This is a genomic window from Streptococcus cuniculi, assembly GCF_001921845.1.
GTDB lineage: Bacteria > Bacillota > Bacilli > Lactobacillales > Streptococcaceae > Streptococcus > Streptococcus cuniculi.
This window is the reverse complement of sequence record NZ_MSJM01000009.1, coordinates 36764-51814: the sequence shown is the minus strand read 5'-3', so window position 1 is coordinate 51814 and position 15051 is coordinate 36764. Positions and strand designations below refer to the sequence as shown.

The 15051-nt window shown below is 44.8% G+C and carries 15 protein-coding genes and 2 pseudogenes; 2 read left to right on the top strand and 15 right to left on the bottom strand.

Annotated elements, in window-relative coordinates:
• Nucleotides 1-163: 163 nt before the first annotated feature.
• From rbfA to BU202_RS09345, 11 genes and pseudogenes are all read right to left on the bottom strand, one after another.
• Complete coding sequence (gene rbfA, locus BU202_RS09390) at nucleotides 164-517, bottom strand: 30S ribosome-binding factor RbfA (protein WP_075105524.1); 354 nt, start codon at nucleotides 515-517, stop codon at nucleotides 164-166.
• Nucleotides 518-1220: 703 nt separating this feature from the next.
• Nucleotides 1221-3389, bottom strand: a pseudogene (infB, locus tag BU202_RS09385) (translation initiation factor IF-2); the annotation flags it as partial.
• A gap of 188 nt (nucleotides 3390-3577) precedes the next feature.
• Nucleotides 3578-3923: pseudogene (locus BU202_RS10795) on the bottom strand (translation initiation factor IF-2 N-terminal domain-containing protein); the annotation flags it as partial.
• A gap of 17 nt (nucleotides 3924-3940) precedes the next feature.
• Entirely contained in the window at nucleotides 3941-4279 is a 339-nt protein-coding gene (locus BU202_RS09380; protein WP_075105522.1) for a YlxQ-related RNA-binding protein, read from the bottom strand.
• Entirely contained in the window at nucleotides 4236-4532 is a 297-nt protein-coding gene (rnpM, locus tag BU202_RS09375) for an RNase P modulator RnpM (RefSeq protein ID WP_075105521.1), read from the bottom strand. The genes BU202_RS09380 and rnpM overlap by 44 nt, the downstream gene beginning before the upstream one ends.
• Nucleotides 4533-4550: 18 nt before the next feature.
• Nucleotides 4551-5699: a transcription termination factor NusA gene (nusA, locus tag BU202_RS09370; RefSeq protein WP_075105520.1), complete on the bottom strand. Its 1149-nt coding sequence runs from the start codon at nucleotides 5697-5699 to the stop codon at nucleotides 4551-4553.
• 33 nt (nucleotides 5700-5732) lie between these two features.
• Nucleotides 5733-6203: a ribosome maturation factor RimP gene (rimP, locus tag BU202_RS09365; protein WP_075105526.1), complete on the bottom strand. Its 471-nt coding sequence runs from the start codon at nucleotides 6201-6203 to the stop codon at nucleotides 5733-5735.
• A 182-nt stretch (nucleotides 6204-6385) separates the two neighbouring features.
• Nucleotides 6386-7021 carry a tRNA (guanosine(46)-N7)-methyltransferase TrmB gene (gene trmB / locus BU202_RS09360; protein ID WP_075105519.1) on the bottom strand — a complete coding sequence of 212 codons (636 nt, stop codon included), beginning with the start codon at nucleotides 7019-7021 and terminating at the stop codon, nucleotides 6386-6388.
• Complete coding sequence (gene ccrZ / locus BU202_RS09355) at nucleotides 7018-7812, bottom strand: cell cycle regulator CcrZ (protein WP_075105518.1); 795 nt, start codon at nucleotides 7810-7812, stop codon at nucleotides 7018-7020. Before ccrZ ends, trmB begins: the two co-directional genes overlap by 4 nt.
• A gap of 50 nt (nucleotides 7813-7862) precedes the next feature.
• On the bottom strand, nucleotides 7863-8909 hold the full coding sequence (locus BU202_RS09350; RefSeq protein WP_075105517.1) for an ABC transporter permease: 1047 nt from the start codon (nucleotides 8907-8909) through the stop codon (nucleotides 7863-7865).
• Nucleotides 8906-9640 (bottom strand): ABC transporter ATP-binding protein, encoded by a 735-nt coding sequence (locus tag BU202_RS09345; RefSeq protein WP_075105516.1) that lies wholly within the window; start codon nucleotides 9638-9640, stop codon nucleotides 8906-8908. Before BU202_RS09345 ends, BU202_RS09350 begins: the two co-directional genes overlap by 4 nt.
• Nucleotides 9641-9702: 62 nt before the next feature.
• Here BU202_RS09345 and BU202_RS09340 point away from each other — a divergent pair, with 62 nt between their 5' ends.
• The gene (locus BU202_RS09340; protein WP_075105515.1) at nucleotides 9703-10119 is read left to right on the top strand and encodes an HIT family protein; all 417 of its coding nucleotides are present in this window, start codon (nucleotides 9703-9705) and stop codon (nucleotides 10117-10119) included.
• Entirely contained in the window at nucleotides 10116-10406 is a 291-nt protein-coding gene (locus tag BU202_RS09335; RefSeq protein WP_075105514.1) for a chemotaxis protein, read from the top strand. Before BU202_RS09340 ends, BU202_RS09335 begins: the two co-directional genes overlap by 4 nt.
• A 25-nt stretch (nucleotides 10407-10431) precedes the next feature.
• On the opposite strand, the gene BU202_RS09330 is transcribed toward BU202_RS09335, so the two are convergent.
• The 4 genes from BU202_RS09330 to BU202_RS09315 form a co-directional block, all read right to left on the bottom strand.
• Nucleotides 10432-11538: an LCP family glycopolymer transferase gene (locus BU202_RS09330; RefSeq protein ID WP_075105513.1), complete on the bottom strand. Its 1107-nt coding sequence runs from the start codon at nucleotides 11536-11538 to the stop codon at nucleotides 10432-10434.
• Nucleotides 11535-12068 (bottom strand): GNAT family N-acetyltransferase, encoded by a 534-nt coding sequence (locus BU202_RS09325; RefSeq protein ID WP_075105512.1) that lies wholly within the window; start codon nucleotides 12066-12068, stop codon nucleotides 11535-11537. Before BU202_RS09325 ends, BU202_RS09330 begins: the two co-directional genes overlap by 4 nt.
• Complete coding sequence (tsaE, locus tag BU202_RS09320; protein WP_075105511.1) at nucleotides 12055-12501, bottom strand: tRNA (adenosine(37)-N6)-threonylcarbamoyltransferase complex ATPase subunit type 1 TsaE; 447 nt, start codon at nucleotides 12499-12501, stop codon at nucleotides 12055-12057. Before tsaE ends, BU202_RS09325 begins: the two co-directional genes overlap by 14 nt.
• Before the next feature lie 778 nt (nucleotides 12502-13279).
• Nucleotides 13280-14740 carry an NCS2 family permease gene (locus BU202_RS09315; protein ID WP_075105510.1) on the bottom strand — a complete coding sequence of 487 codons (1461 nt, stop codon included), beginning with the start codon at nucleotides 14738-14740 and terminating at the stop codon, nucleotides 13280-13282.
• Nucleotides 14741-15051 lie beyond the last annotated feature (311 nt).

Here is a 15051-nt window from a genome sequence, read left to right as displayed (position 1 = left end):
AGGAACTTTGACAACTTTAAAAAACGCATTTTCCTCGCTTTGAACATCAAAAAAGAGAAGACCAAGTTCGTCTCCTCTCGTGTTTAGTTATATGTCACCCACTACAATTGACAAAGTGCCCTATTTTTAAGCTCGTGAAAAAACAGCCCACTGGGCTGTTTTTTTACTCTTTATTTTCCAATGCGCGTAACATTTGATCAATCTTGTTCCCGTATTCAATCGATTGGTCTTTTTCAAAGACCAAGTCTGGGATTTTATACAGGGTGAGCTTGCGGCCAAGTTCCCGTTTGATGGTCCCTTTGGCCTTTTCAAGTCCTGTCTGAGCCTTTTGGTTGTCAGAAGCCAAGTCACTCATGATAGAGTAGTAGACTTTTGCTACTGATAAATCGCCCAACATTTGAACATCTGTAATAGTTACGCCTTGAACCCGTGGATCACGGACTTTCTTTTGCAAAATCTCATTGACTTCACGCTTGATTTCCATGCCCACACGGTCTGTACGAAAATGGTTCGCCATGTTCTTCCCTCCTAATGTAAAGGATTTTCCTGATTGAAAATCAGCACAAAACGCTACAAATTATCATCTAATGGATTGAGGTGACGGGGTATTTTTTATTTAGCGCTAGTATGGCCTAAAAAATGTAGCAAAATTAGCTAGTGACAGATGAGAGCCGATTTACTTGCGTTCATCGAACGCTTCATAAAGCCCTATTTGCCGTAACCGTTATATGCTAGGCTTATTCTACGGATACGGATGCCCTAGGGGTATCATTAGGACTTTTTTACGCTCTCACTACTTAGCCGAATTGTACTACGGCTGAAAACTTCGGAAAAAAGACAAATGTCTCTTGAGTCTAAAGACTCTGCGGTCCATCTCCTATTTTTCTTTCGTTTTCGACGCCTCCGTTACTTAGCCCTGAACACGCCCTAAGTGCTGTGTGAAGCGGAATTGTGTTCGAGCTAAAAGTCTCTATGAAAAAGAGACAATACTGTGACTGCTTTAGCAGACTACAGGTTTGGCTCCCTTTAGGGATAGATTCGTTTGCGTTCAACGAACGCTTCACAAATCTCCTATTTTCATTAGGACTTTTTTTACGCTCTCACTACTTAGCTAACTGAACACGCCCTAAGTGCTGTGCAAAATAGAGAGTTCAGCCTAGGAGCAGGCGCTCCGTCGTTAGAACTCCTAATTTTGCTTGGCACTTTACGGGCTTTGTATCTTATTTTTTAATCTCTTCCATGATGTAGGCTTCGATGACGTCGTCGACTTTGAGGTCGTTGTAGTTGTCAATCATGAGTCCGCCTTCGCGGCCGTTGGTGATTTCTTTGACATCATCTTTGAAGTGTTTCAAGCTAGCAAGTTGTCCGTCAAAGACGACAACACCGTCACGGATAACGCGAACGCTTGAGTCGCGGGTAACTTTTCCGTTGATGACCATAAATCCACCGATTGTTCCCACCTTAGAAACTTTAAAGGTTTCACGGATGAGGGCTTCACCAATGATTTTTTCTTGGTATTCAGGATCTAGCATTCCCTTCATGGCATCTTCCATTTCCTCAATCACCTTGTAGATAATGCTGTGGAGACGGATTTCGACATCGTCAGCTTCTGCTTGTTGGCGTGCTTGCGGTGTCGGACGGACGCTAAATCCGATGATGAAGGCATTTGATGCTTCTGCCAAGGTTACGTCAGATTCGTTGATGGCACCGACCGCTGAATGGACGATATTGACACGAACACCTTCTACTTCAATCTTTTGAAGAGAGGAAGCAAGCGCCTCAACCGAACCTTGTACATCGGCCTTGATGATGACATTAACAGACTTAACTTCACCAGCTTTAAGGGTATCAAAGAGGTTCTCAAGGCTGACACGTTGGGTAACTTGACGTTGTTTCAAGAGGGCACGTTTGGCACGTTCTTCACCTGCTGCACGCGCTGATTTTTCATCTTCATAGACCGCAAAATGATCACCCGCCATCGGTGCTTCGTTCAGACCAGTAATGGAAACTGGTGTAGATGGTCCAGCTACTTTGACACGGCGACCGAGGTCATTGGTCATGGCACGGACACGTCCGAAGGTATTTCCGACAACGATTGGATCTTGGACGTTCAAGGTACCTTGTTGGACAAGAAGGGTCGCAACCGCACCTTTTCCTTTATCCAAATGCGCCTCGATAACTGTACCAATCGCACGAACCGTTGGGTCAGCTTTCAACTCTTGGATTTCCGCAACGAGGAGAACGGTTTCCAACAATTCATCAATGTTTTGATTGAATTTGGCTGAAATCTCAACAAATTCGCAGTCTCCACCCCAAGCAGTTGAGATGACCCCATGCTCTGCCAATTCACCGATGACACGCTCTGGATTTGCACCTGGCTTATCAATCTTGTTAATGGCTACGATGATTGGAACATTGGCAGCTTTTGAGTGGTTGATTGCCTCAATGGTCTGCGGCATTACACCGTCATCTGCGGCAACGACCAAGATAGTCAAGTCCGTCACAGAGGCTCCACGCGCACGCATGCTGGTAAAGGCCGCGTGTCCTGGTGTGTCAAGGAAGGTAATTTTCTTACCATTTTCTTCGATTTGGTAGGCACCGATATGCTGCGTGATTCCTCCTGCTTCACCTGTTGCAACACGTGAATTGCGAAGGGTATCCAACAGAGTGGTTTTCCCGTGGTCAACGTGTCCCATGATGGTGACAACTGGTGGACGTTCTACCATTTCTTCTGGGTTGAGGTAGCCTTCTTCTACGAAGAAACGCTCGATATCGGCATTATCGACTTCCACTTTTTCCTTGGCTTCAATGCCATAATCCACCATGAGCAATTCAATCGTATCGCCATCGAGGGATTGGTTTTGTGTCGCCATCACACCCATCATAAAGAGTTTTTTCACGATTTCAGCTGGTTCGCGCTTGATGCGTTTTGCGATTTCAGCGACCGTCATACCTGCTGTATATTCAAACTCTGTCGGCAATTCGTGGAACTTGCGTTCTGTGACAGGCTTGGCTGCTGGTTGCTGCTTGCCGTTTTTCTTTTTCTTGTTTGGATTCCAGTTACTATTTCTTTGATTTCTCACTTGATTTTGACTATTTCGATTCTTTTGTTGTTTTCTTGGACCATCTTCTTCGTGATCAAAATCATCACGGCGCTTATCTGGTCGAGCTTGTTTTTTCCGACGCTTATCTGTAGCAGGTGTTGCTTCAACTGCCGCTGGTACAACCTTCGGCTTTGTTTCTACTACAGGCTCTTCAAATTTGATTTCTTTTGGCTTTTGCGGTTGCTTCTTCGCCTCTTGAGCTTGGCGGAAGCGTTCTTCACTTGTACGTGCATATTCTTGCATTTGCTCTGCTTTTAGAGCAGCTGCACGGGCCTTGAAATCAATTTTAGTACGGCTTTCTTCCATTCTTGGACGTTGGTCACCACGATTTGGACGCTGACCTCCTTGAGCGGAGCGCTTATCAAATCCTTGATTGCGATTTCCTCTACGGTCTTGGTCACTGTGGTCACGACGCGGTTTTTGCTGGCCATTTGAACGGTTGTCCTGCGGACGTCCTTGACCTCTTCCTTGATGACGCTTCGCCGCTTGCTCCTTGGCACGCGCTTCACGCTCCGCCTTAAAATTACGACTTTTTGGACGATTCACCGCAGCTTGAGGAGCAGGAGTTGCAGGTTTTTCTTCTACACTTTTTGGCTCAGGTTGTTCGGGCTTACTTGGTGCTTTTTCAACCTTTTCCACCACTTTCTCAACCGTTTTTTTCGCCGCAGAAAATCCGTCAACAATCCGCTGCGCAATCTCTGCTTCCACACTTGAAGAGTGGCTTTTGACCTCAATTCCTAATTCTTTCGCCTTGGCGACAACTTCCTTGCTTTCCTTGCCCAATTCCTTGGCAATCTCGTACAATCTCTTCTTAGACAATATCTTGTCCTCCTGTTCTATTCCATAATAGACCTCATTTTCTTAGTAAATCCAGCATCTGTCACAGCCAGCACCTTACGTGGCTTGCCGACTGCCGAGCTTAATTCCAGCGTTGAAAACGCGGTAACGACCTCTACCTGATAGGTATGACTTTTATCTGTGATTTTCTTACTTAGGTTGGGACCTGCATCCTGTGCTAAAAAGACAAGTTTCGCCTTTTGCTTTTGAATGCTCTCAACGACTAATTCTTCTCCTGAAATTAGGCGACCAGCACGTTGAGCCAAGCCAAGTAAATTTAATATTCTTTGCTGGTTATTCAAGACCCAGTTCTCTCCTTTTGACCTTGTGATCCACATAGGCAATCAATTCGTCATAGAATTCTGCGGCTACTTCCATGCTAAAGGCACGGTCAAAGACACGCTTTTTCTTGGCCTGAGCTGCTTCTGTGTTGTCCAGCTTGATATAGGCTCCACGACCATTTGCTTTCCCAGTTGGGTCAATGAAGACTTGGCCTTCCTTGTTTTTCACAATACGCAATAAATCACGCTTGTCAATAATCTCTCCCGAAACAACGGATTTTCGTAAGGGGATTTTTCTAGCCTTTGCCATACGCACCTCCAAACAGGCTTATTCGCCTGTTTCTTCTGTTTCGACAGCGTCTACAGCCTCTGCTTCACCATAAAGTGCAGCTTCGATTGCTTCGTATTCTGATGCAGATTTGATGTCAATACGGAAGCCAGTTAAATGAGCTGCCAAACGCACGTTTTGTCCACGGCGACCAATGGCAAGAGAGAGCTTATCATCTGGCACGACAACAGTCGCATGCTTACCATCTTCCGTGTCAAAGATTACTTGATCCACTTCGGCTGGGGCGATGGCATTGTAGATGAATTCTGCTTCATCTGGTACCCACTCGATGACATCGATATTTTCTTCGATTGGAATCATGCGGTCCAGCTTAGCATCGTAGCGTGCTGGATGGAACTTGCCTGTAATCTTCTTGATGTTTGAACCACCACGTCCAACGATTGTTCCGATTGCATCCACGTTTGGATTGTGGCTACGCACGGCAACCTTGGTTCGGTCACCTGCTTCACGGGCAACGCTCATGATTTCCACCGTTCCATCATAGACTTCTGGAATTTCTTGCTCCATCAAACGCTTGATCATCTCTGGGTGACTACGGCTGACAAAGACGTTGACACCACGCGCATTGTCTTCTACCTTGTAAACGTAGACTTCGATGCGGTCATGGGATTGGAAAACCTCGCCAGGAATCTGGTCTTGTTTGGATAACTGTGCTTCGATATTGCCCAAGTTGACATAGATGAAGCGATTGTCAAAGCGTTCAACCGTTCCAGACATGATTTCTTTTTCGTGTGCTTTATAAGTATTGTAGGTAATGGCGCGGGTCTGCTTGCGCATCTTTTCCATAATGGTCTGTTTAGCAGATTGAGCTGCTACACGACCAAATTCTGCTGGTGATTCTTCAAACTTAATCTTATCTCCTAGTTCGTAGGCTGAAGAAATCGCCAAGGCATCTTTCAAGCTAATTTCAAGACGACTATCAAAGACTTCATCTACGACCTCGCGGACAGTATAAACGCGAAAATCTCCTTTTTTCTCATCGAACTCAATCGCAGCAGATTCGGATTGACCGTAGCGGCGTTTGTAGGCTGAGCGGAGTGACTCCATGACCGCCTCAATGATGTCTTCTTTTTTAATCCCCTTGTCTTCCTCTAAAATACGGAAGGCTTCTAGCATTTCTTTACTCATCTTGTTTTCCTTTTTCTCAAAAGGTCCTTTCTGTTAAATTTTGACAGCCAGACGTGCTTTAGCGACTGTCTGATAGGGAATGGTAACTTGTTTTTTTCTTGTTTTATCCATGTATTCCATCAGCAATTCTTGATTTTCAAAGGATAGGAGCGTTCCTTCAAAAATCTTATGTTTATCAATTGCTTGGTAGAGTTTGACATGGATATACTGACCAACGGCTTTCGCAACTGCTTCAGCATTTTTTAATGGTCGCTCAAGACCAGGACTGGTCACTTCCAGCATGTATTGGTCTGGAAAGGGATCCGGCTGAATCTGATCCAACAGTGGACTAATCACTTCGGACAACTCGGCCGTATCATTGAGGGTAATCCCTCCCTCCTTATCTACAAAAATAGATAGGACATCATCGCCACCCATCTTGCCATACTCCACATCCACCAGCTCATAGGGAGCTGTAATGTGCGGAGCAATCGCCTGCGTGACAATATCTACAATCGTTGCCATCGGAAAACCTCCTTCTAGATACACATCAAAGGGCTGGTACAAGACCAACCCTCCTTTTCTCTATTTTCAATTAGTATAACACACTTTCAAGGCTTTGTAAAGGAATATGCCTCTTTTCCTTGATAAATGGCGATCCGAGGAGTTTTTTTGATAGAAAAAAACATTCGATGTCTCGAATGTTTTTAAAACTGTGCCTCCACACGATAAATGACTTGACCTTTGTTGGAGAATTTTTCTTCATATTCAGTCATGACATTGCCTTCCATGTCGCTGGCATGTAGGTCTAGCCAGACACCGTTTAGGGTCATGCCATACTGTGAAAAACTGACGAGGCTGTATTCAAATAGCCCGCGATTGTCGGTCTTGAAATGAATTTCTCCCTTTTCTGGCAAGATTTCCTTGTAGGTATCCAAAAAGCTCTTGTAGGTCAAGCGGCGTTTTTCATGCCGTTTTTTAGGCCATGGATCCGAGAAATTCAGATAAAGACGATCAATTTCTGCTGGTGCAAAGTAGTTGGTCAAGCTAGAGCCGTCCACCTGTAACAACTTAATATTGGGCAAACCTGCCTCGACCACACGATCCAAGGCATAGCTTAGCACTGTCATCTGGATGTCAATCCCGATGTAGTTGATGTCAGGATTTTGAGCCGCCATTCCTGTAATGAAGCGTCCCTTGCCAGAACCCACTTCGATGTGAATGGGATTATCATTTCCAAAAATATTAGCCCATTTTCCTTTACACTCCTCTGGAGTCAAGATGACATATTGAGGATATGCTGCTAGCATATCACTAGCTCCTTTACGATTTCTTACTCTCATACTTCCTTGTAATAGCTCTTACGGAAATACCGCAAGGCGTAAATTTCTTTATTCGCTGCTTCCATGTCATAGCTTTCGACATGCTTTGCAATTTGGTTGAGATAGCCGAGCTGACCATACCAGTAAATTTTATTTAAGACGGTTTGGTTGTATTTGTAGCCATAGCTCTTGAGCCATTCTTCCCAAGATTGTCTTGGAATGTAGTGGGTCAAGAGATAAGCCACATCAAGCATCCGATCTGTTACACAAGCTGTCTCCCAGTCCGTCAGATAAATCAGACCACTAGTTGTCTCAACCCAGTTCGTATGGTGTAAATCCCCGTGGACAAAGGTCGCCACATCCTTACGGAAAGTTGGCAGATGATTCAACAAGTCACTACAAACCGACTGAAGATAGCTGTTTTTAGCAAGGCGAGCTGGGGCTTCTTGCTGCCATTTGCGAACCAAATCTTGGGGCTCTTGATAGGTATAATTTAACTGCAAGGCTTGATTGAGCAACATTTTCGAATAGTGCATCCGCACCAAAATCTGCTGCACCTGCTTGCCTCCCATCTCGGAGCGGGTCAGAGTATGACCATTCAGCCATTCCTGCTCCACACGCTGGCCAACTCCCAACTCTCGATTGGCAGAAAGGACAGGGGGAGTAATCTGTTCATGCGCCAAAGCCGAAACAATCGGAGGCATTTCATACTTGACAAAAACGGGCGTTCCATCTGTTCGCATGCCCTTAAATGCTTTTCCACTATTTCCTGCGATCGATTGCAGACGAAGTCCGCTTGTATCAAATTGCATGCCAGTTCTCCTTTGAAAAATTCTTTACTATTTTACTAGTTTTCATCTCATTAGTCAATCAATTTTTTTGATTTCAGGCCGAGATAGAGATGAGCCAAAAAGATCCCCGCTCCTGCTAGTACGGCAAGGTATGCCTTATCTTGTAAAGCCAGCAAGCCCACCAGCAATTGGGAAGTAAGAACCAAATAGATGATGATTTGTACTACGCGCTTAAAACTGACTACTTTATCCTGCGGGCTTAGAGGGTACAGACGGGTCAGGTACTGGTAATCATAGGCATGGTAGAGGGGCAGTAACTGAAAGAGCAAGAGGTAGTCAAACAAGACTGCTAGGCCTGCTCCAAGCCAGGATTCCGCAATCAGGAGAAGACTTGCCATACTCAAAGCCAGTAAGCGAAGACTGAGGCCAAAACTATCCCCCGAACGGAGAAAACTGCGGATAAATAAATAGTCCCAAGTCCTGCCCTGCCTTTTTTTGACAAAGGTCAACACAACATCCAGATACTTGCGGCGCTTGACATCACTGCTGATGCCCTTGACATGGGTAAAGAGCGAGTAAAACCGCAAGATTCCTTGCTGGCGCTTGGTTTCATACTGCACCGCCCTGTCCCAATCCAACTGTCCCGACTGCGATACAAACCGCGTTTGCAAGACGAGCCAAACATATTTCATCACCGATAAGATGAGCAGATACAAAGCAAAGATGAGAAGCGACCATCCCAGTTTCAGATAGAGGGGGAACAACAAAACTTGAACCACCAGCTGCACGATTCCCCAGAGCAACATCGCACGCAGGCGAGCTGCCTGAATCCAGCCAAGGACCTCATCCTCCTTCGGTAGGAGAAAGACGCGATCTGCTGATTCCAGATACGTGGCGATCCGTCCAGCAAACAAGAGCAAGACCGTTACAACTGCTAATAATAGGTAGACAATCCAAGGATTTGCTGGAAAATGCTCCAAGAGTTGGCGATATTGTAGGGCTAAAAAACCGAGCAAAACCATTAAAACAAGGACAAAATGGTCATTTAACACATAGCGGAGATACTTGAGACAGCGCTGGGTAAAGGCTAGCCTACGCTCCTGAAACAGTCCTGTCATCCCTCTACTCCTTCTTTGGTCAGAGCAAGGTAGAGGTCGTTCAAGCTAGCCTGTTTACGACCAAACGCTGCCTGCAATTCTGCTAAGTTGCCCTCAGCCCGTACTTGACCTTGATGTAAGATGACAAAGCGGTCACACATTTTTTCAGCCGAGTCCAGAACATGGGTCGACATCAAGATTGATGTCCCCTTTTCTTTTTCTTCTTCCAACAAGCGAATCAAATCATCGATTGCTACTGGATCTAGCCCCAAAAAGGGCTCATCGACAATCAGCAAACTCGGATTGACCATAAAGGCACAAATAATCATGACTTTCTGTTTCATCCCTTTTGAAAAATGCACGGGAAACCATTCCAATTTCTCCTCCAAACGGAAAATCTTGAGCAACTTTTCTGCCCGTACAAAAGCCTGTTCCCAGTCCAAGTCATAGGCCATGGCCACCACTTCTAAATGCTCTTTTAAGGTCAATTCTTCATAGAGGCTCGGCGTTTCAGGAATAAAGCCGATTTTTTTGCGATAACCCTGCGGATTGGTCTGCAAACTTTCTCCGTCAATTAAAATCTGTCCCTGATAGGGCGACAACAAGCCAATGATTTCTTTAATCGTTGTTGATTTTCCTGCACCATTTAATCCAATCAAGCCGACCAACTCACCGTCTGCTACTTGAAAGGAAACATCTTTCAAAACAGGGATATGGACGTAACCACCTGTGACATTTTTTACTTCTAACATACATTTTTCCCTACAATTTGATATACTTATTATAACAGAATTTTAAAAAAGAGGTTTGCTTTATGTCAGATTGTATTTTTTGTAGCATCGTTGCTGGAGATATTCCCTCATCTATCGTCTACGAAGATGAAGATGTCCTTGCCTTTTTAGACATTACCCAGGTCACAAAGGGGCATACCCTAGTCGTTCCAAAAAAACATTTCCGGAATCTGCTTGAAATGGATGAAGTAGCAAGCGCAGCGCTATTTGCCAAAATCCCCGTCATCGCCCAGCACTTAAAAGAGCAGCTCGGAGCAAGCGGAGTCAATCTGATCAGCAACATGGAAGCAAGCGCGGGACAGACCGTTTTTCACACCCATGTCCACCTCTTACCCCGCTTTGACGACAAAGACGGACTACACATTTCCTTTGATGCCAACGAGCCTGATTTCCCAGTCTTGGCGCAACTTGCAGACCAATTACGGATGGAGACAAAATGAAACTATCACACCTCATCGCAGCTGGAACAGCTGCCACAATCGCCTATCTAGCCGTTAAAAACCGCGACAAAATCGTGACAGAAACCACTGAAACCATGGACATCATCCACCGCATGCAGGATAGCTATCAGAATATCCAAGACCAGCTTGCCGTGCTCCAAAGCTACCAAGCGCCACTCCAAGAAATGGCCGAGGACGTTCAGTACAAACTGCGGGTGTATCAGCAAAACATCGCTGGAAATCTGAGCGAGATTCAAAAGATACAGGCTAAATATCAAGAAAACTAAAAACCAAGCCCCACGGGCTTGGTTTTTATTGCGGAGCGTCAAATCCAGCTCCAGCAGTCGAATCTGCTTCCCCTAGTGAGCTAGTAATGCCCGGTAGTTCTGTATAGGCGTTAATCACCGAAATCGGTGTAGCACCACTAGATACTCTCACATTGGTTCTCAACTCTGTCGAGGTTGGTAAACCGAGGGAAGTTTTGATGATGTTTTGGATTTCAAGCAATTCTTCACTAGTCGGAATCTGGTAATACAGTCCATCCACCATCTGACCCTCCCCTACTAATTGGTGGGTTTCAATAGTCTTCAAGGAATCTTTATAGCCTAGAAGAGCTGGAAAAGAGGCTGGAGTAATCGAGACATTCGTGCGCATATTGTTTGAAATGGCATCTAAAATCGGTTTATACTGCGTAATTCCATCCAGCTGAAGTAGTTTTTTAACCATGGCTTGAATGACTTCACGCTGACGCCTTTGACGGCCAATATCCCCTTCTGGATCATCGTAGCGCATCCGAGAATAGACCAAGGCCTGATTTCCATTGACACGCTGCTCTCCTGGCTCAACAACTGCTGTATAGGCTGGCTCATATTCGCTGATAGAAATCGGAAAACCGAGGGTATTATTCACAGTAATCCCACCAATCGCATCAACCAATTCAATCAACCCGTCCATGTTGATTTCGACATAGCGATTGATATTGATGTCGAGCATCTTTTCAACCGTTGCAATCGCCATCGGAGCCTGACCATAACTGTAGGAGTGGTTGAGCTTTTCAACCGTACCGCTGGACGTTCCATCTGCATTTGCAATTTCGACCATAATATCACGCGTTAAACTGACCATGGTCGTTTTTTGGGTCTTGGGATTGACCGTCACCAAAATCATGGAGTCGCTCCGTCCCTCTTCCCAATTTCCGCCTCGGCTGGCCTGGTCCATATCAACCCCCATCAAAAGGACTGTCAGAGGTTCTGTCGCTTCAATCACATGATCCTCTTCTTGTCCCTCAATCGATTTGAAGGTCTTCGAAAAACTATCCGTCGAATAGTTCAACACCGTTGTGGCGTATAGCACTCCAGCTCCAACTGTTAAGCCAACAATGGCTAAAAGCATGAGAAAAATCTTCTTACCAATACTCATTTATCATCTATCAGCCTGCCCATGTAATACAGGTCAAGCCATTCTCCTTCATCTGTTCTTGCACCCCATTTTTGAGTGCCTTCTATTTCAAAACCCATTTTCTGATACAAGGCAACCGCACGATCATTGCGTACCTGAACGGTCAACTCCAGCCGCTTCATTAAGCCGGTTTCCCTTGCCCACTCAATCACTTCTTCTAATAAAATCCGTCCGATGCCGTGGCCCCAATAGTCTTTTCGCACCGCGATAAAGATATTGCCAATATGGCTGATGCGGTACTGCTTAGAGGCACGAACGGTGACAGCTCCAACTACCTCATCACCACATAAGGCAAGGAGATGAAGTTGACTTGGACTAGCAAGACTCTGTTCAAAAATAGAGGCTAGTTGTTCCGCTGTAAACTGAAAACCCGTTTCATCCATGACGAGAAAGTCGGTCTCTTTTGCTACCTGATTCATAAACTCAATGAAAGCAGCTGCATGAGAGCCTTCTGCTTCTTCAAAGAAAATCTCTTTTTCAACCTGCGCCATGACCAATCTCCTCTACCAGGGCCTGACTACGTTTTCCTTGTGGCTCAAGGGTTAGCTTACGACCATCTTCAACCTTTTCAATGATAATTCGTAGAAAATCATCCAAGAGTGAAGCATCCAGAAGCTCTCCCCATTCAATGACCGTCACACCATCGCCATAGAGAAAGTCATCCAAGTCAATCGAGTCTGGATCATCTCCGATACGATAGACATCTAAATGATAGAGAGGCAAGCGCCCCTCATACTCACGGACAATGGTGTAGGTCGGACTTTTAATCATCTGCTTAATCTCAAGACCTTGGGCAATTCCCTTGGTCAGGGTGGTTTTCCCTGCACCCAAATCACCAGTCAGAACCAGCACATCGCCTGCTCGTAGCTTACAGCCAATCGCCTGCCCTAGCGCAATCAATTCTTCTTCATTATGACTATACATGCCCTCTATTATAGCATAGAGAGCTTGTTTTGTCATTTGCTTATGAGTATAACATACCAAACAAATAAACTTTTTTGATATTTTCTTCATTGGCATAGACGCAAGCAACCTCTTCACCAGTTGAGGATTGAAGAAAAAGTTCTTTTGCAATCCTTTTCTTAGGTGGTGCGGACGGTAGCGACTTCCTACGGAATTCCATACCTAAATGTTGAGCCCAATGTCTCAACATTTCCGAGTAGCGTCATGACCAGTCATGACGCTACGTTTACCACAGCGAAAAGGATTGGAGGAGGCTCGCTCCGCTCGCGAAAATCAGCAAATCGAATCTTAAGTTAGCAGAGCTTTTTCACTTGTTTAAATAGATTTTGGAATTGTCTACGTTCTAAAAGATTATTTCATCCTTATTTCTAACCTTCGACAATCCCACAGACTGTTGAAGCAATACTCATTTTTGGGAGTGGGACAGAAATTGATTTTGTAGTCCTCGCTCTCTAGTTTCTAGGCTCGGGTGTCAACATGCGACAAACCGGACAACTACTGCGTCAAACTGTTAAAACTATAAAACGTAAGGAGATATGAGACTTTTGTCCCAACCTCAAGAATTCCACTACGGCGAAAACATCGTGCTCGGACTCATGTTGTTCCAGCTCTTACAAACCTCGAAAAGATGAGCTTCATTCTAAAACTATTTTTATCTATACGAACCATTAAAATCTACATAAAAAGACGGGATTGGATTTTTTGACCCACCCCGTCTGTTTTAGAAAGTAGCTAATTATTAAAGAATTGCCAAGATGATAAAGTTCAGAATGAACAAGGCTGTTGCTCCCCAAAGGATTGGGTGAATATCTTTTGCCTTGCCTGTTGAGACTTTGACCAAGCAATAGAAGATAAAGGCTGCTGCAATTCCGTATGAGATAGAGAAACATAGTGCCATGAAGAAGGCTGCAAAGAAAGCTGGAAGCGCATCTTCAAAGTTACTCCAATCCACATCAAGGAAAGAGGATACCATCATGACCCCAACGATGATAAGGGCTGGAGCAGTTGCCGCTGCAGGTACAATACCGACAAATGGCAAGATGAGGATAGACAAGAGGAACAAGACAGCTGTTGTCACGGCGGTCAAGCCAGTCCGTCCGCCTGCTGAAATCCCTGCAGCAGACTCAACATAAGTCGTTGTATTGGAAGTTCCAAAAATCGCACCGATAGAGGTTCCAATAGCATCAGCAAAGAGAGCCTTGTCCATTTTTGAATTAAAGCCTTTGCCGTTTTCAAGGGCCGCTTCATCTTCTGCTGAGAAGATACCTGTCTTACGACCTGTACCGATAAAGGTTCCAAGTGTATCAAAGGTATCCGACAAGCTGAAAGCAAAGATTGTCATGAGCACCAACGGCAGACGTTCGGTACTGCTAAAGAGTGATGACATACCACCAAAGGCTGCAAGGAAGGTGGTCCCTAATTCTGCAAAAGCACTTCCGATATGATTTTCGGCAAAGTTAATAGAAGAAATGTCTACTACACCCGCTGGAATTCCTGCAAGGGTTGTTGCTACAATCCCAATCAAGATACCACCGCGTACATTTTTAATAACTAAGATAGCTGTCAAAATCAAGCCGAAGACGGTCAAGAGAACACTTGGGTCTGTAAAGGTTGAAATAGCTGGAACAACCCCACCACCTGCTAGGACTGAAAAGACCCCATTTGAGAAGGTATCTGCTGTCGCATCCGCAGGAGCCACACCATTGACCGTGATAATGTCCGAACCAGATGTCAAGAAGGTAATCAAGTTTGAATTTTTAAAACCAAGATAGGCCACAAAGACCCCGATACCACCACCGATGGCGTGCTGCAAGCTAACCGGAATCGCCTTGATGATACTCTTGCGCACCTTTGTAACGGTAATAAAAATATTAAACAAACCGCAAAGGAAAACCATTGCCAAGGCTTCCTGCCACGTAAATCCAAGTCCGATAACGACTGTATAGGTAAAGAAAGCATTCAAGCCCATTCCTGGTGCCAAGGCATAGGGAACATTAGCAAAGAGTCCCATGATGAGCGTTGACACGGTACTGGCAATAATCGTTGCTAAGAATACCGCCTGCGAAGGCATACCAGCCACACTCAATACGCTTGGGTTTACAAATAAAATATACGACATGGCAAAGAATGTCGTCAAACCTGCCATGATTTCTGTCGAAACTGTCGTTCCATGTTCTTTCAGACCAAAAAACTTGTCCATTTTTCAATTTTCTCCTTTATTTACGAACGATAAATACATTATAAACTAAAAACATTCACTTTTCAAGCGAAATATTCGTGAAAATGTTTTCTTTTGTCCAAAAACGACTTTGTCAACCGAATAATGTTCGGATTTTACAATTTTCAAGCTACATAGCACAAAAACGAAACCATTGACTATGTTTTGCCAGATAGGCCTTATTTTGCTATACTGAGACATATTATAGTGAATTGAATAAAGGTTAGGACATCGTTCAGTCGCTTTGATGAACGCCATTCTATCTGCAGCTCCTTGCCTAGTCCTATTCCTTT

Excerpts from the sequence above, each read along its gene's own strand:
- rbfA (WP_075105524.1), bottom strand. The coding sequence starts at position 517 with ATGGCGAACCATTTTCGTACAGACCGTGTGGGCATGGAAATCAAGCGT.
- BU202_RS09380 (WP_075105522.1), bottom strand. The coding sequence starts at position 4,279 with ATGTGGATCACAAGGTCAAAAGGAGAGAACTGGGTCTTGAATAACCAG.
- rnpM (WP_075105521.1), bottom strand. The coding sequence starts at position 4,532 with ATGGCAAAGGCTAGAAAAATCCCCTTACGAAAATCCGTTGTTTCGGGA.
- nusA (WP_075105520.1), bottom strand. The coding sequence starts at position 5,699 with ATGAGTAAAGAAATGCTAGAAGCCTTCCGTATTTTAGAGGAAGACAAG.
- rimP (WP_075105526.1), bottom strand. The coding sequence starts at position 6,203 with ATGGCAACGATTGTAGATATTGTCACGCAGGCGATTGCTCCGCACATT.
- trmB (WP_075105519.1), bottom strand. The coding sequence starts at position 7,021 with ATGAGAGTAAGAAATCGTAAAGGAGCTAGTGATATGCTAGCAGCATAT.
- ccrZ (WP_075105518.1), bottom strand. The coding sequence starts at position 7,812 with ATGCAATTTGATACAAGCGGACTTCGTCTGCAATCGATCGCAGGAAAT.
- BU202_RS09350 (WP_075105517.1), bottom strand. The coding sequence starts at position 8,909 with ATGACAGGACTGTTTCAGGAGCGTAGGCTAGCCTTTACCCAGCGCTGT.
- BU202_RS09345 (WP_075105516.1), bottom strand. The coding sequence starts at position 9,640 with ATGTTAGAAGTAAAAAATGTCACAGGTGGTTACGTCCATATCCCTGTT.
- BU202_RS09340 (WP_075105515.1), top strand. The coding sequence starts at position 9,703 with ATGTCAGATTGTATTTTTTGTAGCATCGTTGCTGGAGATATTCCCTCA.
- BU202_RS09335 (WP_075105514.1), top strand. The coding sequence starts at position 10,116 with ATGAAACTATCACACCTCATCGCAGCTGGAACAGCTGCCACAATCGCC.
- BU202_RS09330 (WP_075105513.1), bottom strand. The coding sequence starts at position 11,538 with ATGAGTATTGGTAAGAAGATTTTTCTCATGCTTTTAGCCATTGTTGGC.
- BU202_RS09325 (WP_075105512.1), bottom strand. The coding sequence starts at position 12,068 with ATGGCGCAGGTTGAAAAAGAGATTTTCTTTGAAGAAGCAGAAGGCTCT.
- tsaE (WP_075105511.1), bottom strand. The coding sequence starts at position 12,501 with ATGTATAGTCATAATGAAGAAGAATTGATTGCGCTAGGGCAGGCGATT.
- BU202_RS09315 (WP_075105510.1), bottom strand. The coding sequence starts at position 14,740 with ATGGACAAGTTTTTTGGTCTGAAAGAACATGGAACGACAGTTTCGACA.